19 protein-coding genes are annotated in these 23271 nt (G+C 56.3%); 9 read left to right on the plus strand and 10 right to left on the minus strand.

Annotated elements, in window-relative coordinates:
- Nucleotides 1-129: 129 nt before the first annotated feature.
- From GOV91_RS08130 to GOV91_RS08145, 4 genes are all read right to left on the minus strand, one after another.
- Nucleotides 130-921 carry a xanthine dehydrogenase family protein subunit M gene (locus GOV91_RS08130; RefSeq protein WP_171235118.1) on the minus strand — a complete coding sequence of 264 codons (792 nt, stop codon included), beginning with the start codon at nucleotides 919-921 and terminating at the stop codon, nucleotides 130-132.
- A 94-nt stretch (nucleotides 922-1015) separates the two neighbouring features.
- On the minus strand, nucleotides 1016-3376 hold the full coding sequence (locus tag GOV91_RS08135; protein ID WP_171235119.1) for a xanthine dehydrogenase family protein molybdopterin-binding subunit: 2361 nt from the start codon (nucleotides 3374-3376) through the stop codon (nucleotides 1016-1018).
- 51 nt (nucleotides 3377-3427) lie between these two features.
- Nucleotides 3428-3910, minus strand: coding sequence for a (2Fe-2S)-binding protein (locus tag GOV91_RS08140; protein WP_171177085.1), 483 nt, complete (start codon nucleotides 3908-3910; stop codon nucleotides 3428-3430).
- A gap of 28 nt (nucleotides 3911-3938) precedes the next feature.
- Nucleotides 3939-4463: a CoxG family protein gene (locus GOV91_RS08145; protein ID WP_171235120.1), complete on the minus strand. Its 525-nt coding sequence runs from the start codon at nucleotides 4461-4463 to the stop codon at nucleotides 3939-3941.
- A gap of 230 nt (nucleotides 4464-4693) precedes the next feature.
- Here GOV91_RS08145 and GOV91_RS08150 point away from each other — a divergent pair, with 230 nt between their 5' ends.
- The 6 genes from GOV91_RS08150 to GOV91_RS08175 all read left to right on the plus strand — a co-directional run bounded on the left by GOV91_RS08150 (nucleotide 4694) and on the right by GOV91_RS08175 (nucleotide 13848).
- Nucleotides 4694-5377, plus strand: a complete 684-nt coding sequence (locus tag GOV91_RS08150; protein ID WP_171177081.1) for a response regulator transcription factor — start codon at nucleotides 4694-4696, stop codon at nucleotides 5375-5377.
- A gap of 46 nt (nucleotides 5378-5423) precedes the next feature.
- Nucleotides 5424-6593 carry an FIST N-terminal domain-containing protein gene (locus tag GOV91_RS08155; RefSeq protein WP_171177079.1) on the plus strand — a complete coding sequence of 390 codons (1170 nt, stop codon included), beginning with the start codon at nucleotides 5424-5426 and terminating at the stop codon, nucleotides 6591-6593.
- A 3-nt stretch (nucleotides 6594-6596) separates the two neighbouring features.
- The gene (locus tag GOV91_RS08160; RefSeq protein WP_171235121.1) at nucleotides 6597-8810 is read left to right on the plus strand and encodes a PAS-domain containing protein; all 2214 of its coding nucleotides are present in this window, start codon (nucleotides 6597-6599) and stop codon (nucleotides 8808-8810) included.
- A 97-nt stretch (nucleotides 8811-8907) separates the two neighbouring features.
- Nucleotides 8908-11085, plus strand: coding sequence for a Tex family protein (locus GOV91_RS08165; protein ID WP_171235122.1), 2178 nt, complete (start codon nucleotides 8908-8910; stop codon nucleotides 11083-11085).
- Between the two features lie 172 nt (nucleotides 11086-11257).
- Nucleotides 11258-12655 carry a bifunctional enoyl-CoA hydratase/phosphate acetyltransferase gene (locus tag GOV91_RS08170; RefSeq protein ID WP_171235123.1) on the plus strand — a complete coding sequence of 466 codons (1398 nt, stop codon included), beginning with the start codon at nucleotides 11258-11260 and terminating at the stop codon, nucleotides 12653-12655.
- Nucleotides 12652-13848: an acetate/propionate family kinase gene (locus GOV91_RS08175; protein ID WP_171235124.1), complete on the plus strand. Its 1197-nt coding sequence runs from the start codon at nucleotides 12652-12654 to the stop codon at nucleotides 13846-13848. The genes GOV91_RS08170 and GOV91_RS08175 overlap by 4 nt, the downstream gene beginning before the upstream one ends.
- Before the next feature lie 7 nt (nucleotides 13849-13855).
- Here the strand turns inward: GOV91_RS08175 and GOV91_RS08180 are convergent, their stop codons facing one another.
- The 5 genes from GOV91_RS08180 to GOV91_RS08200 form a co-directional block, all read right to left on the minus strand.
- A complete protein-coding gene (locus GOV91_RS08180; RefSeq protein ID WP_171235125.1) occupies nucleotides 13856-14623 on the minus strand; it encodes a citryl-CoA lyase in 768 nt (255 codons plus the stop codon).
- On the minus strand, nucleotides 14620-15804 hold the full coding sequence (locus GOV91_RS08185) for a CoA transferase (protein WP_171235126.1): 1185 nt from the start codon (nucleotides 15802-15804) through the stop codon (nucleotides 14620-14622). The genes GOV91_RS08180 and GOV91_RS08185 overlap by 4 nt, the downstream gene beginning before the upstream one ends.
- A complete protein-coding gene (locus tag GOV91_RS08190) occupies nucleotides 15797-17308 on the minus strand; it encodes a tripartite tricarboxylate transporter permease (protein WP_171235127.1) in 1512 nt (503 codons plus the stop codon). The genes GOV91_RS08185 and GOV91_RS08190 overlap by 8 nt, the downstream gene beginning before the upstream one ends.
- A 1-nt stretch (nucleotide 17309) precedes the next feature.
- On the minus strand, nucleotides 17310-17792 hold the full coding sequence (locus GOV91_RS08195; protein WP_171185536.1) for a tripartite tricarboxylate transporter TctB family protein: 483 nt from the start codon (nucleotides 17790-17792) through the stop codon (nucleotides 17310-17312).
- A 65-nt stretch (nucleotides 17793-17857) separates the two neighbouring features.
- Nucleotides 17858-18841 carry a tripartite tricarboxylate transporter substrate binding protein gene (locus tag GOV91_RS08200; protein WP_171177060.1) on the minus strand — a complete coding sequence of 328 codons (984 nt, stop codon included), beginning with the start codon at nucleotides 18839-18841 and terminating at the stop codon, nucleotides 17858-17860.
- A gap of 108 nt (nucleotides 18842-18949) precedes the next feature.
- Here GOV91_RS08200 and GOV91_RS08205 point away from each other — a divergent pair, with 108 nt between their 5' ends.
- The 3 genes from GOV91_RS08205 to GOV91_RS08215 are packed head-to-tail and all read left to right on the plus strand — an operon-like array spanning nucleotide 18950 to nucleotide 21961.
- A complete protein-coding gene (locus tag GOV91_RS08205; protein WP_171235128.1) occupies nucleotides 18950-19618 on the plus strand; it encodes a response regulator transcription factor in 669 nt (222 codons plus the stop codon).
- On the plus strand, nucleotides 19608-20975 hold the full coding sequence (locus tag GOV91_RS08210; protein ID WP_171235129.1) for a sensor histidine kinase: 1368 nt from the start codon (nucleotides 19608-19610) through the stop codon (nucleotides 20973-20975). The genes GOV91_RS08205 and GOV91_RS08210 overlap by 11 nt, the downstream gene beginning before the upstream one ends.
- On the plus strand, nucleotides 20954-21961 hold the full coding sequence (locus GOV91_RS08215) for an ABC transporter substrate-binding protein (RefSeq protein WP_171235130.1): 1008 nt from the start codon (nucleotides 20954-20956) through the stop codon (nucleotides 21959-21961). The genes GOV91_RS08210 and GOV91_RS08215 overlap by 22 nt, the downstream gene beginning before the upstream one ends.
- Nucleotides 21962-21972: 11 nt before the next feature.
- On the opposite strand, the gene GOV91_RS08220 is transcribed toward GOV91_RS08215, so the two are convergent.
- Nucleotides 21973-23247 (minus strand): HlyD family type I secretion periplasmic adaptor subunit, encoded by a 1275-nt coding sequence (locus GOV91_RS08220; RefSeq protein ID WP_254440619.1) that lies wholly within the window; start codon nucleotides 23245-23247, stop codon nucleotides 21973-21975.
- Nucleotides 23248-23271 lie beyond the last annotated feature (24 nt).

Consider the following 23271-nt stretch of genomic DNA (forward strand, 5'->3'; position numbering starts at 1 on the left):
AGATCGTTTGGTCAGGCCGCTCTTTCACGGGCGGCCTGACTTTTTACGTAAGTTCCCGCCCAGCTTTGAGTTTCCACAAAAAAGCCCCGGTGCGAACCGGGGCTTAGCGGACTCTCGTTTCAACAATGCTTACATGCAGGCTTCAATTGCGCGCTTTGTCATGACCGATACAAGGTGCGCGCGGTATTCTTTGCTGCCATGCAAATCGGCGATCATGTTCGCCGGATTGATCCGAAGGCCCATCAAAGCATCTGGGCGGAATTCCTTGTCCAGGGCTTCTTCGGCCTCGGACCAACGGAAGACACCATCTTCGCTTGCACCCGTCACAGCAACGCGCACGCCATCCGCAAAACGGGCCAGGCAGACGCCGACCAACGCAAACCGTGACGCGGGCTGCAGGAACTTTTGATAGCTCGCTGCCTGCGGTACGGGGAAACGGATCGAGGTGATGATTTCACCTTCGTCAAGCGCAGTTGTAAACATGCCCTCAAAGAACGCATCCGCAGCGATCTGACGCGCATTTGTCACGATGGTTGCCCCGGACCCCAGAACCCCCGCTGGATAGCAAGCTGCCGGATCATTGTTGGCCACAGAACCACCTATGGTGCCCCGATTGCGCACTGCAGGGTCACCGATCTGACCGGCAAGCGCCGCCAGGGCTGGATACGTTGCTGCAGTGTCACGCGCCACAGTGGCGTGCGTTGTCGCGCCACCGATCGAGACGGACCCGTCATCCTCAGCGCAAACGCCCTGCATCTCGGCTATCCCACTCATCGACACCAGCTTGGATGGTGCGGCAAGTCGCTGCTTCAGTGTCGGGATCAGTGTCTGCCCGCCTCCCAAAGCCTGCGCATCCTCAGCCCCCAACGCGGCAACCGCATCGGCGATGGTCGAGGGTTTTTCAAAATCGAAACTGTACATTTCGTCTTCCTTTCCGAAAGGCGCGGATCCGCCCTTCATCTGGCTATAAATATCTCGGGGAGCGCGAGGGGCTGGCCCCTCGCACCCCAACACCTCAACTGTTCATCGCAGACCAAACGCGAGACGGGCTCATTGGCATGTCGATGTGATCCACCGCCTTGCCACCCGAATTCAGCGCGTCCAGAACCGCGTTGACCACTGCAGGCGGCGAGCCGATCGCTCCGGCCTCGCCACAGCCTTTCACGCCCAACGGATTGTGCGTACAAGGCGTCTGGCTGGAATGGTCGACACCATAAAACGGTACGTCATCTGCGCGTGGCATCGCGTAGTCCATGTACGAGGCGCTGAGCAGTTGGCCGTTCTCATCATAGGCACAGTTCTCAAGCAGAGCCTGGCCGATGCCCTGGCCAATACCGCCATGCACCTGACCGTCGACGATCATCGGGTTGATGATGTTGCCAAAGTCGTCCGCTGCCGTGAACTTTTCGATGCTGACCTGGCCGGTATCCGGATCGACCTCAACCTCACAGGCGTAGGCACCAGCCGGGAAGGTAAAATTGGCCGGGTCATAGAACGCAGTCTCTTCCAGCCCTGGCTCAACTTCTAGCGGGAAGTTGTGCGGGACGTACGCTGTCAGGGTTACGTCACCCCAGGCCACTGACTTGTCGGTGCCTGCCACACTGAATTGACCGTCTTTCAATTCGATATCGGCCTCGGACGCTTCCAACAGGTGCGCGGCGATCTTTTTGGCTTTTTCGATAACTTTCTCGGTCGCCTTGACCATGGCCGAGCCACAGACTGCCAGCGAACGCGAACCGTAGGTGCCCATGCCGAACGGAATCTTTGATGTGTCGCCATGTACGATCTCAATCATCGACTCATCAATGCCGATCATGTCGGCCACAACCTGCGGGAAGGCGGTCTCGTGCCCTTGCCCATGGCTGTGTGCGCCGACCATGACGCTGATTGAACCGGTGGCGTTCACGCGAACAGTGGCTGCATCATAAAGACCCGCGCGGGCCCCGAGCATCCCAACAATGTTGGATGGCGCAATGCCACACGCTTCGATGTAGCAGTTGATGCCCAAGCCCCGCAGCTTGCCGTTGGCTTCGCTCTGCGAGCGACGCGCGGCAAAGCCCGCCAGATCAGCAGCGGCCTCAAGCTTGTCCATCGTTCCGTTGTAATCCCCGGTGTCATAGGTCAGCGCCACCGGAGTGTCGTAGGGGAACTGAGTGACAAAGTTCTGACGGCGCAGCGCTATCGGGTCGACGCCCAACTCGCGCGCTGCCTTATCCACTACGCGCTCCAACTGGAACGTCGCTTCGGGACGACCCGCACCGCGATAGGCATCCACCGGAACCGTGTTGGTGAACATCGCTTTCACATTCACCTGAATGACCGGCGTCTTGTAGTTGCCTGCCATCAGAGTCCCATGCAGCCAGGTTGGAACCGAGCTTGAGAAGGTCGACAGATACGCACCCAGATTGGCAAAGGTGTTGGTACGCAGACCGATGAAATTGTTATCTGCATCCAGCGCCAGTTCGATCTTGCTGACATGGTCACGGCCATGGGCATCTGACATGAACGCCTCGGACCGGCTTGAAGTCCACTTGACCGGACGGCCACAAGCTTTGGCAGCGAAGGTACAGAACGCCTCTTCCGCATAGTGGAAGATTTTGGTGCCGAAGCCACCGCCAACGTCCGGGGCCACAACGCGCACCTTGTGTTCGGGTAAGCCCAGAACAAAAGCGCACATCAGCAGGCGGATCACGTGCGGGTTTTGCGACGTGGTATAAAGCGTATACTCGTCCGTTCCACGCTTGTATTCGCCAACGGCGACACGCGGTTCCATCGGGTTCGCGACCAGACGGTTGTTGACCAGATCAAGCGTCGTCACATGCGCGGCATTGGCAAAGACTTCATCGACCTTGGCGTCGTCAGTTTCACCCAACTGCCAATCGTAACAGATGTTGTTCTTTAGATCGTCATGAACCAGCGTTGCGCCATCCTGCGCTGCAGCCTTCATGTCGATTACAGCGGGCAGTTCTTCGATGTCCAGATCGATAGCTTCGGCAGCGTCACGCGCCTGCTCAAGGCTGTCGGCCACAACTGCGGCAATCGGATCGCCCACATGGCGCACTTTGCCCTGCGCCAGAATAGGATGCGGAGGTTCCTGCATCGGCGCACCATGCTTGTCGGTCACTTCCCATCCGCAAGGCATCCCGCCGACGCCTTCAAAATCCTTGCCGGTGAACACCTTGACCACGCCGGGCATGGCTTCGGCGGTAGAGGTGTCTATTGATTTGATCCGACCATGCGCAATGTCAGATCTCAGAAAATGCACATAAGCTTGGCCATGTACGTTTATGTCGTCGGTGTAATTACCTGCTCCGGTCAGAAAGCGCACGTCCTCGCGCCGCTTGGAACTGGCTCCGATGCCACTGTCTTTGGGCATTGCTTGTTCTCCTCCCTGGAAAAGAATTTTCGGCGAAAATTCTTGTGCGCCTCACTCGGCGGCGATGCTGGAAACGTCTTGGCCAGATGCGGCCATGATCGCTTTGACGATGTTGTGATACCCGGTGCATCGGCACAGGTTGCCTTCCAGATATTTCCGGATTTCAGCCTCGGTTGGGCGCGGGTTCTCTTTCAGCAGTGCTGCCGCACTCATCACCATGCCTGGCGTGCAAAAGCCGCACTGAAGGCCATGGTGGTCCTGAAACGCCTGTTGGATCACGTTCAGCGATCCATCCGCATTGGCCTGGCCTTCGATTGTACCAACGTCGGCCCCGTCAGCCTCAGCCGCCAGCATGTTGCACGACTTCACCGCCTCACCGTTCACATGCACGACGCAGGCGCCACACTGCGCAGTGTCACAACCGACATGGGTGCCCGTCAAAGACAGATGCTCACGCAGAAAACCGGACAGCAATGTCCGGCCCTCAACGTCTCCGCTTACGGCCTTGCCGTTCACGGTCATTGAAATCTTCATGAATTTCTCCTCCCTGAATTCCCTTGGTTCAATCGCCCAATACGCGTTTGAACCAGCCTTTCTTTTCTTCCTTTTCCTCACCGTCATCCGAAGTTTCCGCCTCGGGCGCTGGTTGCGGTTCGACCGCGTTCTGAAAATTCTCAAAGAACTGATCAGCCAGTTTTCTGGCAACGCCGTCGATGACCCGTCCTCCCAACTGGGCCAGCTTGCCGCCAACACGAGCGTCGACGCTGTATGTCAGCAAAGTACCTTCGGGGGCGTCTGCCAGACTCACATCTGCAGACCCTTTGGCGAACCCTGCTGCTCCGCCCTTACCTTCACCCGAGAGCTTCACGCTTTCAAGCGCCACGAGATCGGAAAGAGTGACGGCCCCTTTGAAGGTCGCTTTGACAGGCCCAACTTTTTGCACAACCGTTGCTTCGAACCCGTCTTCAACCGAGCCTGTCATTTCCTGACACCCCGGAACGCAGTCTTTCAGAACCTCCGCCGACAAGAGCGCATCCCAGACCTTGGATCGTGGCGCAGCTATGACGCGGCTGTCACTCAGTTCCATTCAATGTCTCCAACCATTTTTTGTTACGCTACGCGGTGTTGGCTGCCCTGCCTATAAGACCTTGGGTGTAGTCGCCGCCCTGCGCGCAGCCAATATAGACCACTGTGACGCTGCATTTCCCTGTAAGCAAACCATTTGTCGTCTACGACCATCGGCCAGTAGGGACGGTTTTCATTGAGTGTTAGGATTGGTTAGGGTGGGACCAAATGGATTACAAAAGGCGATACCAAATGCTTGCCGATTCCGCCCGACGGACAGATTTCAAGAATGTGCTGATTGTTGATGACCATCCTTTGTTTTGCGACGCTCTGTCGATGACCTTACAGACGGTGGCGAAGATTGGCGACATCCACACCGTGGACAGGCTGGAAGGTGCCATGGATCTACTGGCGCAAGGATTAAAACCGGATGCGGTCATGCTGGATCTGAACCTGCCGGATGTGGACGGGTTGGACGGGCTTGTGCGTCTTAAAGCTGCTGCCAATGTGCCGGTCATTGTGGTGTCTTCCCTGACGGACAGCCGTGTTGTCAATCAAGTTATTCAAGCCGGAGCGTCTGGTTATGTGCCCAAGCACAGTCAGCGGGATGTGTTTCGAACAGCAATAGAAGCGGTGCAAGCAGGTGACATTTTTGTGCCCGAAGGCTGCGTGTTGATCGAGGCGGAAGAAGACGACGAACACAGCGATGCAGTAAACCGGCTGGCGACGCTGACAAATCAGCAATCGCGAATACTGCAACTGATCTGCGAAGGCAAATTGAATAAGCAAATCGCCTATGACCTTTCAATTGCCGAGACCACGGTAAAGGCGCATGTTACTGCAATCATGCGGAAATTGGGTGTGCAAAGCCGCACGCAGGCGGTTTTGATCGCCAAGAAAGCGTCGTTTGCCAGCGTCTTGCAAGAGCAGGGCTAAGCGGCATAGTCTCATTCAACCGTCGCGCTTTGAGGGAGGACGCACGATGGACCAAGCAGTCGGGTGTGCGACAGCTCAGGCCCGTGCGCCAGGCATCGTTAAAACGGCATTTGTACATTATGACAGCACCCAGGCGGTCAAATCACTTGAACGCGATTTGGGTGATGGGCCTTTTGCGCTTGTCATTCTTTTCGTAAGCTCCAAGTCAAATGCGTCTGCCGTCATTTCCGAAGCTCAGCGTATTTTTGCGCCAACACCTGTTGTCGGCTGCACCACCGCCGGAGAGTTGGCGAATGATGGCTATTGTGAAGGCAAAATCGTCGCGATTGCCATGCCGCAAAGCCACTTTGAAGCCCGCACTGTCCTTATTTCCGATCTGAACAACATTGATGCGCAGAGCATTATTAACGAGATGATTAATAATCGTCATGCCATGATGGAGTCATCGCCTGACTGGGCGCATGAATTCACATTCCTGATGATCGACGGGTTGTCGACCAAAGAAGATGCACTGACCTCTGAACTTGCAGTTGGCTTGGGGCCGGTGCCTTTGTTTGGCGGCTCGGCCGGGGATGGAACGCGATTTGGGCAAACTTTTGTGTTGCATGAAGGTCGTGCGCTCAGCAATGCGGCCATTCTGGCTCAGGTTCGTACCCGCTGTCCGATCAAAGTGTTCAAAACCGATCACCTAGTGCCGGCCCAACGGCGCATGGTTGTCACCAAGGCTGATCCGGCAAAGCGGATTGTACAGGAGATCAACGCAGAACCAGCCGCGCGCGAATATGCGCGCATTCTTGGAAAAGACCCCGAGCAACTGACAACATTCACCTTTGCCGCCCATCCAGTGGTCGTGCAAATTGGCGGGCAGCATCACGTCCGCGCGATCCAACAGGTGGCTGGCAATGGGGATCTGGTTTTTTTCTCGGCCATTGATGAAGGTTTGGTTCTGACGCTGGCTGAACCTCGTGACATGGTCGAACATCTGCAAACAGAAATTAGTGCGCTGAACGAAAAGCACCAACCGGATACCATTTTGGGCTGTGACTGCATCCTGCGCCGGTTAGAGGCGCAGGAAAAGCAGAAAACGCGCGACATCTCGGATATTCTGGCGCGCAATCATGTGTATGGGTTTTCGACCTATGGCGAACAATACAATTCAATCCATGTGAACCAGACGCTCACCGGTGTTGCGATTTATCAGCCGGAGGATGAGTAACTCATGATCGAGCACCTGACGGACCCCTCCGACACGATAGAGCGTCAAAACGAGAAGCTACGCAAAATTGTCGAAGCTCTTATGCGGCGGGTCGAAGAGTCGACAGATGCTTCAGGAGCTGCATATGCGCAGTTCCAGCGTGCAGCTGTTTTGGAGCAAGAGGTTCGAGCCAGAACAGACGATTTGGAACGCGCACTTGAGCTGCTGAACGAGTCAAACGCAAGGCTGGCGCAGGCCAATCAGGAAACCGAGGCGGCGCGGGCCGACCTCGCCAACGCAATCGAAACGGTTCAGGAAGGCTTTGCTCTGTTCAATCGGGATGATCAACTTGTGCTGTGCAACAGCCGTTTCGGTTCACATATGCCCGACATTCAAGACCGGATGAACCCCGGGCTCGGGTTTTCGGATTATGTCGAATTACTTAGCCAGTCCAAGTTCCTGTCACTACCCGAAGGGATGACCCCGCATGATTGGGGCCAAACTCGCCTGGACCGGCACAGCGAAGATCGCGTGGTCTTTAATGTCCGGCTTGTTGGAAATCGTTGGATGCAGGTGTCCGAGCACCGCACACCAGATGGCGGCACTGTGATCCTACAGACGGATGTAACCGACATTATGCGTATCGAGCGGCAGGAGAGAGACCGCATTCTCGATGACAAAGCCCGCTTGATCCGCGCAACTTTGGAACATATCGAACAGGGTGTCTGCATATTTGACAACAAACACCGCCTGATTGGCTGGAACAATCGTGCCAGCGAATTGCTGGCTGTGCCAATCACCCAATTTCAGATGGGTACACGTTTCGACACTCTGTCCAACCGCCTCAGCGCAAACATTTCTTTCCAAAAGGGGATCACCGAACAGGACTTGCTAAATTGGGTGCGTCGCAGGACCTCGCGACGACCGCTGCAATTTCAAATGCATCGCGGGCGCTCAAAGATTCTGTCTGTTTTTGCTCAGGAAATGCCGGATCGGGGTTTTGTGATCTCTTTCACGGATGTGACGGCGGAACGCAAATCAGCCGAGGCCTTATATGAAGCAAAAGAACTGCTGGAGCAGCGCGTGGCGTCACGCACGGTGGAACTTGCCGACGCGCTGAATGAGGCCGAGCGTGCCAACGCGTCGAAGTCGCGTTTTGTGGCCGCCGCCAGTCACGATCTTCTTCAGCCATTGTCGGCCGCAAAACTGTATGTGGCGTCGCTGGGCAGCGGGTTACAAGGCGAAGATGCCCAGGCTGTTGCTGCAAAAGCGGAAAGTGCGTTGAACAGTGTTGAACACATTCTCGAGGCTTTGCTGGACATATCTAAACTGGATTCAGGGCGCGCTCGTGTACACTTGTCCCCAGTTCCTCTTGGACAGCTGTTTTCTCAGATTGAGGACGCATTTCGCCCGGTTGCACAGGCTAAGGGATTGGATTTGCGCTTTGTGGGCACGAGCTCGGTTGTCACCAGTGATGCAAGTTATCTGCGGCGCATTCTACAAAACCTGTTGTCGAATGCGATCCGATATACCGAGGCAGGCAAGGTGCTGGTGGGCGTCAGGCGGCGCAAGAAAACCGTGTCGCTAGAGGTTTGGGATACTGGCATCGGCATCGCACCACATCACAGAGATACTGTTTTTCAGGAGTTTCAGCGTTTGCACTCAGACGCTAGCGCCGCAGAAGGTATGGGGTTGGGGCTTGCGATTGTTGAACGGGCCTGCGGGTTGTTGAGGCACCCGATCCATTTGCGGTCCGAGGTTGGCAAAGGTTCGGGGTTCTCGGTTGAAATTCCTCTGGCAAAGACAAGACTGCCGGTGGTGTGCGATCCCTCGGCGCGTCAAAAATCAAACTCTGTATTGCCGTGCAACACTGTCACTTTGCTGATCGAAAACGATGAGAACCTGCGCAATGCGTTGCGCATGACCATCGAGTCTTGGGGTGTTGAGGTTCTGGAAGCGGAAGGCGGAGAAGACGCAACCCGTCTACTACGAGAAATAGGTATACTGCCAGATGTCATTGTTGCCGATTACCAGCTAAATAACGATGAAACCGGGATTGATGCAATAAACGCACTGTTCCACGCGTTTGGCCCTTTGCCTGGGTGTATTATTTCGGCCAATCGGTCCGCTGACCTTGCTGACTACTGTGCGCGTGCTGATCTTCCGTTGCTCTATAAACCTATTGACGCCCAAGTGTTGCGGGCAACTTTGGAAACATCTGTCGCTGGGCGTGATTAACCGCCCCGATTTTTTGCGACCGCTTCAGGGCTGGGGTCTTTTACTTGTTGAAACGGCTGGGTAAGACACCCTTCCACAGTTGTTTCAGGAGGCTCCTTTGGACCGTATCGCCCGCACCATTGCCACCGAGATCAATGCAGGCTCCAATCAGGTCGGAGCCGCGATCAAATTGCTGGATGATGGGGCAACCGTGCCATTTGTCGCCCGCTACCGGAAAGAAGCAACAGGCGGTTTGGACGATGGCCAGTTGCGTCTGTTGTCCGAGCGGCTGACCTATCTACGAGAGCTTGAAGCGCGACGTGAAACCATCCTGAACTCGATCCGGGACCAGGGGAAGCTAACCGAAGACCTGAGCAAATCAATTGCCCGGGCCGAGACCAAGGCGCAACTGGAAGATATTTACCTGCCGTACAAGCCCAAACGGCGCACCAAGGCGATGATTGCGCGGGAAAATGGGCTTGAGTCGTTGGCCGATGCCATTTTGGCCGACCGTGATGCGGAACCGGAAACACTGGCCAAGGCTTATCTTTCCGAGGCGGTACCGACCCAGCGCGACGCGCTAAACGGGGCGCGGGATATTTTGACCGAACGGTTGACGGAAAACGCTGAACTTTTGGGCGAACTGCGGACCTTCATGCAGCGCGAGGCAATACTGACTGCAAAGGTCATCGATGGAAAGGAAAAGGAAGGCGCGAAATTTAGTGATTACTTTGACCATTCCGAGCTTTGGGCCGATGTGCCGTCGCATCGTGCGCTGGCGATGCTGCGCGCCTCGAAAGAAGGCATTGTTACGTTGGATATCGCGCCCGAACCCGAATTTGGCGCGGCGCGGGCCGAGACGATTGTCGCCGCACATCTACAAACGCGCGGGAAGGGGCCAGGAGATGCATGGCTGCGCAAGGTTGCGGGCTGGACGTGGCGTGTAAAACTGTCGTTATCGATGATGGTTGATCTCATGGCGGATCTGCGCAGCCGAGCGCAGGACGAAGCCATTCAGGTCTTTTCGCGCAATTTGAAGGATTTGCTCTTTGCAGCGCCAGCAGGGGCCAAGGCCACTTTGGGTCTTGACCCGGGCATCCGCACCGGTGTGAAGGCGGCCGTTGTTGATGCAACCGGCAAGGTGGTGGCGACCGACACGCTTTATCCATTTCAGCCTAAGAAGGACGTGCGCGGGGCGCAGGCGACCATCCTCGATCTGATCTCGGCCCACCAGATCGAACTGATCGCCATCGGTAACGGGACCGCCAGCCGCGAAACTGAACGGTTGGTTGCAGACACACTTTCCCTGCTGCCGAAAACGGTGAAAGCGCCGACAAAGGTGGTGGTGTCCGAGGCGGGGGCTTCGGTCTACTCCGCCTCTGAACTGGCTGCGCGCGAGTTTCCTGATCTGGATGTTTCGCTGCGCGGGGCAGTGTCCATTGCCCGGCGGTTGCAGGACCCGTTGGCGGAGCTGGTTAAAATCGAACCCAAATCCATTGGCGTCGGTCAGTATCAGCATGACGTGGATCAACACCGGCTTTCCCAGTCACTGGATTCCGCGATTGAAGATGTGGTGAATGCAGTTGGCGTCGATCTGAATACCGCTTCTGCCCCGTTGCTGTCGCGTGTGTCGGGTCTGGGTCCGGCACAGGCAGAGGCCATCGTTACCCATCGTGATCTGAATGGGCCGTTTCAATCGCGTAAAGATCTGTTGTCCGTTGCTCGGCTGGGCCCGCGTGCATTTGAACAATGCGCCGGCTTCCTGCGCATCCGGGATGGCGCAGAGCCGCTGGACGCCTCTTCGGTTCACCCCGAAGCATATGACATCGCCCGACGTGTTGTGGCCGCTTGCGGACGCGATATTCGACGCATCATGGGCCATGACGGAGCTTTGAAAGGAATGAGGGCCGAACAGTTCGTGACAGAAGATTTCGGTCTGCCGACGGTTCGGGACATCTTTGCCGAGTTGGAAAAGCCTGGACGCGATCCTCGCCCAAGTTTCGTCACGGCCTCCTTTGCGGATGGCATCGAAGAGATCACTGACCTGAAGCCCGGGATGGTTCTGGAAGGCACCGTGACAAACGTGGCCGCCTTCGGGGCATTTGTGGATGTTGGTGTTCATCAAGATGGGCTGGTCCATGTCAGCCAGTTGGCAGATCGTTTCGTCAAAGACCCGCATGAGGTTGTCAAAACCGGGCAGGTTGTGAAAGTCCGCGTTGTCGAGGTGGATGTGCCCCGAAAACGGATCGGCCTGACGATGCGAAAACAGGGCGGCGGTGGAATGAGGCGCTCTTAGTCTTCGATGTGCCTAGTTTCAGGACGCACAGACATCAAGTCGTTGCATTCTGAAGGTAGAGTGGCGTCCAAACCGGGCGGCGTTGTTGCATCGTTTTCATTGAACGCCAAACTGAGTATCAGCAAGAGAGTTCACAGCGCCGCGACACGGACCGAAACGGAATCGAAAGTTCATGCAGTATCACAACAAGCCTTATGACAAGCTTCAGGTCGGCGATACTGCCGAGCTGGTTCGTACCTGCTCTGTCGACGACTTCTATGTATTCGCGAACAATTCCGGCAACCACAATCCGCTCCATCTGGCAAGTGAAGATGGCGACGGTGATCATACCAACGAAGCGGTTGCGCCTGCCATGTTTGTGGGGGCTCTGATCTCTGCCGTCCTGGGAAACGTTCTGCCGGGCGCAGGGACGCTCTACAAGTCGCAGAACTTTAACTTTATTGAACGGGCGCATGCGGGTGATGAGCTTGTGTCCAGGGTCACGGTTGCAGAAAAGCGACCGAACCGAGAAGTTGTTTTCGATACAGCTGTGACACGCCCATCCGACAGCGCAGTGATCGTTACTGGGCAAGCTGTTGTCGTTGCACCGGACAAAGAGCTGGCGTTTGCCGAACTGGAATTGCCCGGGCTTGTGGTCAAACGGCATCGGCACTTTGACGCCATGTTGGATAAGGTGCGCCCTCTGCCGCCCATGCCGACGGCGGTCGTGGCCCCTGAGGACCCGAATTCTTTGGGTGGTGCCCTGCTGGCCGCGCACGAGACGATCATTGCCCCCATTTTGATCGGTGATCCCAAGAAAATCGCCTGCGCCGCCGCCGAAATAGGCGCTACGCTCGATAAGTTTGAGATCATACCGCAGAGCGACCATTTCAGCGCAGCCAATACGGCGGTTGATCTTGTTGCTGCAGGTCGGGTCAAGGCGTTGATGAAAGGGCATCTGCACTCGGATGAACTGTTAAAGGCCGCGCTGCGACGCGAGAATGGCCTGCGCGCGGGACGCCGGTTTACCCATGTGTTTGTTATGGACGTGCCAGGGCAACCCAGACCGCTACTGGTGACAGACGCGGCGATAAATATCGAACCGGATCTGGAAACCAAAATTGATATTGTCCAAAACGCTATCGATCTGGCCTTGTCTCTGGGGATCGAACAACCCAGGGCGGGCATCCTTTCCGCTATCGAGACTGTCAATCCGGCTATTCGATCTTCGGTGGATGCGGCCTTGCTGTCGAAAATGGCAGAACGCGGTCAGATCACAGGAGGGTTGGTTGATGGCCCCCTTGCCATGGACAATGCCGTCAGCCTCGCTGCTGCGCGATCTAAAGGAATAGTCTCGGACGTTGCGGGCAAAACAGATATTCTGGTGGTGCCCAATCTGGATGCCGGAAACATGATGGCCAAGCAACTGACCTATATCGCGAATGCAGAAGGGGCAGGGGTGGTGATGGGGGCCAAAGCGCCCATCATTCTGACCAGCCGAGCTGATGACGACAAGGCGCGGCTGGCGTCCTGCGCTGTAGCCGCGTTGCACGATGCATTTACTATGTCGCAAACCGGAGCACACGCATGACACATGTCGTGACATTGAACGCTGGATCGTCTTCGATGAAATTTGGTCTGTTCGAGTTGACCAATGACGATCCGATAATGGTTTGCACCGGGGCGGTTGAGCGGATTGGCGAGGGGGAGCCTTTGGTCAAAGCCAAGTCATCTGACGGCAGTGTTCTGGCCAGTGGCACGGCGGGCGAAATCCATGACCACGCCGCGGCCCTGGATTGGGTGTTGAATCTGCTGGCGCGTTCATTTCCAAACAGCGAGGTGACCGCATTTGGACATCGTGTTGTCCACGGTGGTCCGAATATCGATGCACCGCTGCCGCTGACCGAAGCCTCCATTGAAGCGCTGGACAAGCTTTCGCCCTTCGCGCCATTGCACCAACCGCACAATCTGGCCGGGGCAAAGGCGGCGATGAAACGGTTTCCGAACGCTGCCCAGATCGCCTGTTTCGACACGGCCTTTCACCGTAATCACCCGTGGGAGAACGACGTTTTTGCCCTGCCACGCGAGTATTATGAGAAGGGCGTTCGTCGATACGGTTTTCATGGCCTTAGCTATGAATACATCTCGGACCACATGGCAAAGACGGCCCCGTTGTTGCACGAAGGTCGCGTGGTTGTTGCACATTTGGGCAACGGTGCATCAATGTGTGCAATGATCGGAGGCCGATCTGTTGGCTCGACCATGGGTTTTTCGGCTTTGGATGGGCTGCCAATGGGGTCGCGTTGCGGACAGCTTGATCCCGGTGTGGTGCTGTACTTGATGGATCAGGAGGGGTTAAGCGCCGACGAAATCTCGGACCTTCTGTTCCGCAAGTCAGGCTTGCTGGGCCTTTCGGGGTTATCGAACGACATGCGTACCTTGGAAAAGGCGGACACGCCCGAAAGCCGTCAGGCGATCAGTTACTTCACATTCCGTATTCGGCGGGAGCTCGGGGCGATGGCGGCCATTCTGGGCGGTATGGACGCCTTGGTATTCACCGGCGGGATCGGAGAAAACTCGCGACTGGTGCGCGACCGGGTGTGTTCCGGAATGGGATGGCTGGGGATCGAGCTGAACCCGGATGCGAATGCGGACAATGATCGGATCATCTCAACCTATCTGTCCCGCGTTGTGGTGATGGCGATCCCGACGAACGAAGAGCTGATGATTGCCCGCGCCGCAGCGGATCTGTTGGCCGGTCGCCCACATCTGAAAACCGCGTAGCGGCGGTTCATTTCGGCTTATAGGTCCAGCGATAGGCGGGTGGTGTCGGTCCCTTGTTCCTGCCTCCTTGCTGCATCTGTTCCCATGCATGGGCCAATATACCGACGGATCGGGATAGGCAGAACAGACCGCGCGCAAGCGGGGGAGCAAAACCAAGTTCGGCGTAGATAACCGCGGTTGCGCCATCTATGTTCATCGGAACGGGCTTGCCTTTGCGCCGAGCCAATTCTACCTCGATCGCTTGGCCAATCTGCATGAACCGTCCATCACACGCTTGGTCGTGTACCGCGTCTGATACCATAGTCATCAAACGCGGCGCGCGCGGATCCGTTGGGGTGTGAAACCTGTGGCCAAAACCAGGCAGTATCTTTCCTTCGCTTTCAATCCAGTCGTCCAAAGCCTGTTCCAAGCCACCGGTATGTTCTGCAACGAAATGGTAGAGCGCTACGGCTTGCTCACCAGCCCCGCCGTGAATGTCGCCCAACATATTTACGGCGCTTGCCATCGCGTTGTTGAGAGGTAAGCCACAAGTCACTGCCATGCGTGCAGTTGCAATCGATGGTGCCTGAGGCCCATGGTCTACTGCCGCGACCAAAGCTGCTTCGAACAATCGGGCCTGCGCGTCCGAGGGACGATCCCCGCGCACCATGAACAAGATCATCTCCGAGAAACTGACATTTCCGATCAGGTCCTGGATCGGCTCACCGCGCATATCGATCCGGCCGGGCTCCATGTCGATGATGGATGTCGTCCACCAATCGGAAACATCGCTCATATGACCCCCTCCTTGTTCAACGCATCAATTTCTGCGTCGGACAATCCGATTTCAGACCAGATCGCATTGTTGTCAGCTCCAAGTTCAGGTGGTGCGTTTTGTGGCATGCGCCGCGCGCCGTCCATGACAACGGGACTTCCCGCAAGCTTCATATCTTCGCGTTGAACCCGCACAGACCCGATCAGGCCGCGACCAGAAAGCTGTTCGTCGGCAAGAGCTTCGGGCACGGTCAGAACCTGCCCGGTTGGTACGCCGATGGCATTAAGTTCTCGAACCCAGTCGGTTGCGGCTCTGGTCCGCAGAGTTTGTTCCAGCGCATCGCGCAAGGCGTGACGGTTTTGTTTGCGGTCTTCGCGGGTTGCGTAGCCGGGGTTGTTTAGCAGATCGTCCCGCCCCAGATGTCTTGTAAGGGCCTGCCACTGTTCATCTCGGTTTGCAGCGATGTTTATTGGGCTGTCGAGCGTCGCAAACGTCCCCGATGGGGCAGACGTTGTGTTTTCATTTCCATGCGCTGCGGGTGTGACGCCGCCGACCAAAAAATTCGACACGACCCAACCCATTGTGGAAACAACGGCTTCGGACATCGCAACATCCAGAAAGGTTCCACGCGGTTTCGCGTTCAACGCCGCAGACACGGCAAAGGCGGCCGTCATCCCGCCGACCGTATCTGCCAAAGGGTAGCCAACGCGGTAGGGTGCAGTGTCCGGTGCCCCGGTGATGGACATCACGCCACTGATGCCCTGAACGATCTGATCATAGGCCGGATCGTCCCGTCGCGGGCCGTCCTGACCGAACCCGCTGATGGCGCAGTAGATCAGGTTTGGATTGACCTTACGCAAGACGTCGTAGCCTAGACCAAGCCGATCCATCACACCGGGCCGGAAGTTTTCGACCAGCACATCACCAGTTTTTACAAGCCGTTTCAGCAACGCCTTGCCTTTTGACGATTTCATGTCGAGCGTTACCGATTTCTTATCGGCGTTTTGCGCCAGAAAACTGATCCCCATCCCCGCCTTGTTTCTGTCAGGATCAGCGCCCAGAACGCGGGCAAGATCGCCGCCGCCCGGACGTTCGACCTTGATCACTTCGGCACCCATCAGCGCCAGTTGATAGCAGCAATACGGACCCGCAAGGACATTTGTCAGATCGAGAACCCGTATTCCTGCTAGCGGTTCAGTCACCTTCAGCAACCCCAGCCGCCCGCGCCCGTGCACGGCGTGCGCGATAGCTGGGCAGAAGCACAAGCAGTGCTGCGATGACCAGCAAACCCAGAGTCATCGGGCGTTCCCAGATAAAGGCGATGCCATCATAGAGCTGCATCGAGCGCGCGAAATTGTCCTCCATCATCCCACCAAGGATGAAACCGATCAGCAATGGAGCCAGCGGGTAATCAGCGAATTTCAACGCTGTAGCGCAGACACCGAAACCAACAAGTATCAAAAGCTCAGTCGCATTGTTCTGGCCGATATAGGCCCCCATCAGCGTGAAGAACAAAATGAAAGGGATCAGATAGTTGCGCGGAACCGAGAGAACCTTGGCGATGTAAGGGATCAGCGGCAGGTTCAGCACCAGCAGAACGAGGTTGCCGATGAACATCGACATGATCACGGCCCAGAAAATCTGCGGCTCATCCAGCATCAGACGCGGGCCGGGCGTGACGTTCAAGGCGATCAAAGCGCCAAGCAGGATCGCCGTTGTTCCCGATCCGGGAATACCCAGCGTCAGTAGGGGCACGAATGAACCGGTACACGCGGCGTTGTTCGCTGTTTCGGGTGCGGCCAGCCCCTTGATTGACCCTTTGCCGAATTCTTCCTGCTCCTCTTTCGGCGCGATGTTGCGCTCGACCGCATAGCCCAGAAAGCTGGCAATGGTTGCGCCTGCGCCGGGCAGAACGCCGATGAAGAACCCTTGAACCGATTGACGACCGACCACTGGCGCGATGGCTTTGGCTTCGGCCTTGGTGATCCGCAGGTCCTTGATTTCACCATCGTCGCCTTTCAGGTCCTTTGGTTTTAAGACTAGGAAAAGTGCTTCGGGCAAAGCGAACATGGCCATAGCAAGCGTGATGAAGCCAAAGCCTGATTGCAAATCCATAATGCCCATGGTGAAACGCGGTAGGTTGAACAACGCACCTTCGCCGACAGTGGCCATGATCAGGCCCAAAACCGTCATGATGACAGCTTTCGCCACCTGACCTGTACCTGCAAAGGCTGCAATGGCTGACAAACCAACCACCATCAGGGCAAAATACTCTGCCGAGTGGAACAGCAAGGCCACGGATGACAGGGCAGGGGCGAAGACCATCAAAAGGACCGCGCCCAAAGTGCCGCCCGCGAAACTTGCGATGGCCGCGATGGTCAGGGCTTTGCCCGCTTTGCCCTTTCGGGCCATTGGATAGCCGTCAAAGCTGGAGGCCACCGTACCCGCGACCCCCGGCGCGTTGAGCAGGATCGAGGAAGTTGAGCCGCCGAAGATGGCGCCATAGTAGACACCGGCCAACAGGATCAGCGCGGCTGAAGGGTCACCCATGGAAATCGCAACCGGGATCATGATCGCGATAATCGACATCGGGCCTAGGCCCGGAAGCATGCCGATGAATGTACCGATCAGACATCCTGCGATGACCATCAGCAGGTTCTGAATTGAGAATGCCGTTTGCAGGCCGATCAGAAGTCCTTCAAGCATGTCAGCCTCCGAAAATGCCCGGCAGGGGGCGCATGTAGATGCCAAGAACTTCCTGCACCAGATACCAGACGGCACCTGTCGCGATGAAAGCGACAGGAAGCATGATGTGCCACTTACGTTCGCCCAGAATGAATGATCCTAGGATCAGGAAAGCCGAGGTCGAGATCAGAAACCCAACAGGGCGCAGGCAAAGCGCGTAGATCACCATCAGAGCAAGGAGCATGAGCGCTTGATCAAGGTGGTACTCACCCAACCTTCTGTAGTCGATATCAGCCTCTTTGGGCTCGGCCTTTTCAAAACCCAGCAGAATGATCGTGGTGGTGATGATACCCAGAACCGACAGCACTTTTGGGAAGGTGCTGGGCCAGATGGGGTTTCTCTGCATGAAAGGGGGCAGGCTGCTATCCATCGTGAACCAGGCAGCGTAGCCATATGTTAAACACACACCCAGAAGAATGAGCGCGATCCAGCGGTCCAGCGCCATAAGGCCGCCTCCCTTTTTTGTCTTTGGGAATGGCAGAGCGGCGGCCCGCTCTGCCAATTGTGGTATCAGAGGAAGCCCAGCTTTTTCATCAGATCGCCGATCTGCTGTTCTTGCTGCTCCAGGAACGACTGGAAGTCGTCGCCCGAGTTGTGGATATTCACCCAACCGTTACGTGCGCGAACTTCTTCCCATTCCGGGGTGTCATACATCTTGGCAATCGCGGCCTGATAGGCGGCCAGCTTATCTTCGGGCAGTCCGGGGGCTGCAAAGAAGCCACGCCAGTTCACAAAGGTGGTGTCGATGCCTTGTTCCTTCATGGTCATCGCATCCGGAGCGGCATCAACGCGCTCTTCCGACGTCACGCCGATGATTTTGACTTCGCCTGCGTTCGCCAGATCAACTGCTTCTGAGAAACCGGTGGACAGCGCTGCGATCTCACCCGACAGCAGGGCTGCCATGGCTTTGCCGCCCGCGTCATACGGGATGTATTTCACCCCGAGTGCATCCTTGCCTGCGGCTTCCATCACCATCGCGGCCACCAGATGGTCCATACCGCCGGGAACCGAACCGCCACCGATCGCTGTTCCGCCCGGATCGGCGTCAAAGGCGGCAAGAAGGTCATCCATCGAGTTGATGGGGCTGTCTTTGCCCACAACGATTGCGGCATAGTCACCGATGGTGCCCGAGACCAGAGTCAGGTCGCGGAAGTTATGCGGGAACACGCCGGTCAGTGAACGGATCACGATCGGTGTTGAGTTCACCATCAGCGTTCCATGGTTGCTGTCGGCGTTCTCAATCAGATAGCCGATGGCTTTGCCGCCGCCGCCACCCGACATGTTTTCGTAAGATGCCGTACCCACCAAACCTGCATTAGTCAGCGCCTCGCCGGTGCCACGTGCGGTACCGTCCCAGCCGCCACCAGCGCCCCCAGGGATCAGAAAGTGGATGCTGTCCACAACCTGATGGCCATCAGCTAGAGCCGGCCCTGTCAGGCCAATTGCGGCCACAGCTGCGATCAGGGCGCGGCGGCCCAGTGTGAATGTCGTCATGATGTCCTCCCATTTGACAACCGGCCGCGTCGCGGCTCAGATTGGTTGGAACAAAAACACATCAACCTGACATCAACCTGTCACGCCTGAAAATAGTACCAAGGCCTCATGAAATTCTTGCTTGTTGAAGACAACCCAGACCTTGCCAACGCGATCTGTTCACGGATGAGGTTGGACGGACATGTTGTTGATCATGCGGCAAATTTGGATGATGCGACGGGTTTTGTAGAAACCCAGGATTATGACCTGATCCTGCTGGACATCATGCTGCCTGACGGGGATGGACGCGACTTCTTAAAACAGCATCGCGCAGGCAATCGGGACACGCCCGTCATTGTGCTGACGGCCCGCAGTCAGGTGTCGGATCGAATCGGTTCGCTGGATCTGGGGGCAGACGATTATGTTACCAAACCCTTCGATCATGCCGAGCTCGAGGCCCGTTGTCGTGCCGTTCTGCGTCGCAAATCCGGGAACGCGAAGACACGGATCGAAGTGGGCGGAATCGTATTCGATCCACTGGCTGGCCACCTGACTGTCGGGGAACAGACCGTTTCCCTGCGAAACCGCGAACTGCGCTTGCTGGAGTTGTTCATCAACGCGCCCGGACAGGTGTTTTCCAAGCAAAAACTTACGGATCGGTTGTTTTCTTATGACGACACTGTCTCGGACAACGCGATTGAGGTCTATGTGGGTCGCTTGCGCAAGCATTTGGAACCGTCTGAATTGAAGATCACAACACTTCGTGGTCTGGGATACAGGCTGGACCATGCCTCTTGACCCGAATGTATCAGGGTCGCTGCGGAACCGATTGGTTTTGACACTCATCGGGGGTGCTGCACTTCTTGCGTTTCTGCTTTTTGTCGCGGTCCGAAACTATGCCGCGCAGGTTGCACAACAGGGACAGGATAATATTCTGAGCGCCTCCGTGACCTCCATACTTGATGCAGTAGCCCTGCGCGAAGGTGAGCTTGAGGTTGATATTCCATACGCCGCCTTCGCAATGCTGAGTACCCCGTCCGACGACCGGGTCTTTTATGCGATTTATCAAGACGGAGAATTTCTGTCTGGATACGAAGACCTTTTACCGTCCTCAGAGCAGTATGACGGCCGGTGGCGCTTTGAATCAAGCCAGGTTCGAGGCGAGACCATCCGTCAGGTCAGTGCCAGCCGATCTTTGGTGGGGTTGGACAAACAAACCGTCATAGAAATTGTGTTGGGGCAAACACAGGATGCGCTGGCGGAAACCCTGGATCAAATCTCACGCAATGCGGCAATCTTGGGGATAGGGTTCTTTGGCCTTGCCGCCGCTTTGTCCTTTTGGGCGACATCGTCGACCATTGGGCAGTTGAACCGGCTGACAACCTCTGTCACCCGACGAGGTCCGCAGGATCTGAGCCCATTCAGGAAACCCGTGCCCCGTGAAATGGCACCATTGGTGGCTTCGCTTAACTCATTGATGGGGCGCCTCGATCAGTCCCTGAGCCAATCCGAAGACTTTATTGCCGAGGCGGCGCACCGCGTACGAACCCCATTGGCAACAGTCAGGTCCTATGCCGATGCGACGTTGCAAAGGGTAGAAAAGGAAGAAAACCGTGAAGCATTGCGTTCGATGGTGCGCGCCATTGACGAAAGCTCGCGGGCGGCAGGACAGTTGTTGGATCACGCGATGATTACGTTCCGCGCGGATCACCTTGAACGGGAAGAGATCGATCTGGTCACATTGATCCGGGATTTGGTTCAGCGTTTGACACCCATTGCTGAAATGAAAGACCTTTCGCTGTCTCTGGATGGCGACCCTACGGTTCATTATTCGGGGGATCCAATCCTCATTCAGAATGCGGTGCGAAACATGATCGACAATGCTTTGAAATATGCACCGCCTGACAGTTCTGTTCGCATTGAAGTGACGTCGGCACCCACGGCTCAGATCCGTGTCAAAGACCGCGGGCCCGGTTTTCCGCCCAACGAAACTGACACGCTGACGCGCCGGTTCGAACGCGGCAAAAACGCAAGCGGAACCATCGGCTCCGGCTTGGGTCTGACCATCGTGCAGGATGTTGCAACAGCCCACGGCGGTGAGCTGGAATTGGCAAATCGGCAAGGGGGCGGCGCGTGCGTTACATTATCGCTCTGATTCTGGCTATCTTTCCTGTGGTTGGGTTGGCGCAAGTCTGGGAAGACAGGCAGGTTTTCAATGCAGAGGCCGGCCATACACCGCTGCGTGTGATTTCTAGCACCGACACTTTTCTTTTCGAGCCGCTAATCGCTGCGTTTCTCAAGGAAAACCCAGGCGTCTCGGTTGATTACATGGTGACGGGCACGGCAGATATCGACCGTGTCGTCCGCGCGGCCCCTGACGATTTTGATATCGTCATTTCCAGTGCAATGGACCTGCAACTGAAACTGGCAAATGACGGATATGGGCAGGCGATTAACAACATCCAACTACCGGCTTGGGCGCAATGGCATCAAAGTCTGTTTGCCTTTACGTTCGAACCGGCAACGATTGTGATAAATAGCGCGGCTTTTGCAGGTGGTCCCATTCCGGAAACTCGCCAACAGCTTATCGAAATACTTCGTGCGCATCCCGACGATTTTCTGGGAAGGGTAGGGACCTATGATATCCGGCAATCCGGTCTGGGTTATTTGTTTGCAACTCAGGATGCGCGCGCGTCCGAGACCTATTGGCGCCTGATGGAGGTTATGGGCGGGCTGGATGTTCGCTTGTATTGTTGTTCGGCTGATATGATTGACGATCTTGTCAGCGGAGAGATTGCTGTAGCGTACAACGTACTCGGCAGTTACGCCTCAGCACGGGCGGGCAGCAAGGATGTTCTGGAAATCATCCGACCGTCAGATTTCCAAACCACCATGATGCGAACTGCGTTGATCCTAAAAGGCACGCCTGAGGTCGAGGCGGCTTCGTCTTTTGTTCGGCACCTCGTGGAAAGCCAGTCAGACAGAGGCCGTGGCGCTTTTTCACTGCCGCCTCTGGCACCGTATGACACAGAGACCGAGCGTGAAACGATTGGCTTGGACCCCGCTCTGCTTACTTTTTTGGACAGGTTGAAGCGCCGCAGATTTTTGGCGGAATGGGAAAGCGCAGTGATCCAGAATTAGCGACGCCTGTCTTATTCGCGGAAGGCGCGATTGAAATAGTCTGCCATTGGTTTGACCAGATAAGACAGCGGTGTACGCTCGTCGGTTTTAATCAGCGCTTCTACCGGCATGCCGGGCAAAAGCTCTTGCCCGTTCAACCGGTCAATCTGCCCGTTATTCAACTCAACTTCGGCGCGATAGAACGTAAACCCTGATTGTTCGTCGGTGAACGTATCAGCAGAGACGTTGTATACTTGTCCGTCCAGTTCAGGTGTTTCTCGCTGGTTAAATGCGGGGAACCGCAAAGCCACTGGCTGACCAACATGCAACTGATCCACATGGATTGCATCCACACGGGCTGCCACCAACAAAGGTGTGTCCTGAGGCACAATATACATCATCGGTTCACCCGGCTGCACGACTGACTGCAACGCAAACACCTGACTTCCGTACACTCTTCCGGTAACTGGGGCGCGAATGTCCAGACGGGTCAGGCGCTCGGACAAGGACAGCCTGCGTTCAGACAGCTCGGCAACTTGTGCCTGGACATCCCGCAAGGTGGTGATCGCCTCTTCCCGCCGGGTTGCGGTCAGTTCGACAATCTGTATTTCGGTCGAGGCGATCTGCCCTCGAAGTCGTGCGACAGCGGCCTCCAGGCGGCCAATCTCACCGTTCAGGCTGGCTTCTTCCCGTTGGAGCGCAAGTACACGGCTGGTTTGTGTCAGTCCGCGATTCAACAGGCTTTGCTGATCTTCCAGTTCATCTTCGATCAATTCGACCTGGCGCCGCAAAGAGACCAGTTGGGCCTGCGTGCCTTCGATTTCGCTTTCGATTTGAACAACTTGTTTGCGCAGTTGTTCATCCTGACGGGACAGCGTTTCCAGTCTGGCCTCGAAAAGGTTCTGCTGCCCGGCAATCAGGTCGGCGCCAATGCCGTATTCTTTCTGAACATCGGTGAGCTGGGTTGTCAGTTCCGCAGGTGTCAGGCCATCCCGCTCTGCCTCTAACCTGGCGCGCCGGACCAAAAGTTCGAACAGTTGCGCCTCGACAATAGTTTGTTCGGACGAAAGGAAGGTATCGTCCAGACGCAGCAGCATGTCGCCTGAAGACACCACATCCCCGTCGCGTACGAAAATTTCTCCGACCACGCCGCCGTCAGGGTGTTCGACGACCTGCCGATTGCTTTGCACTTCGATCACCCCCGAGGACACAATAGCACCGGCCAGGCGCGTCTTGACCGCCCAATAGCCTAATCCGCCCACCAATAGGAACAGCGCAAGAAACCCGACCAGCGCAGGAATTTTCATGCTCCAGACCTGTTCTGGTTTTTT

Origin of the sequence: Ruegeria sp. HKCCA6837 (assembly GCF_013034475.1) — a bacterium.
In the GTDB taxonomy this organism is placed as follows: Bacteria; Pseudomonadota; Alphaproteobacteria; order Rhodobacterales; family Rhodobacteraceae; genus Ruegeria.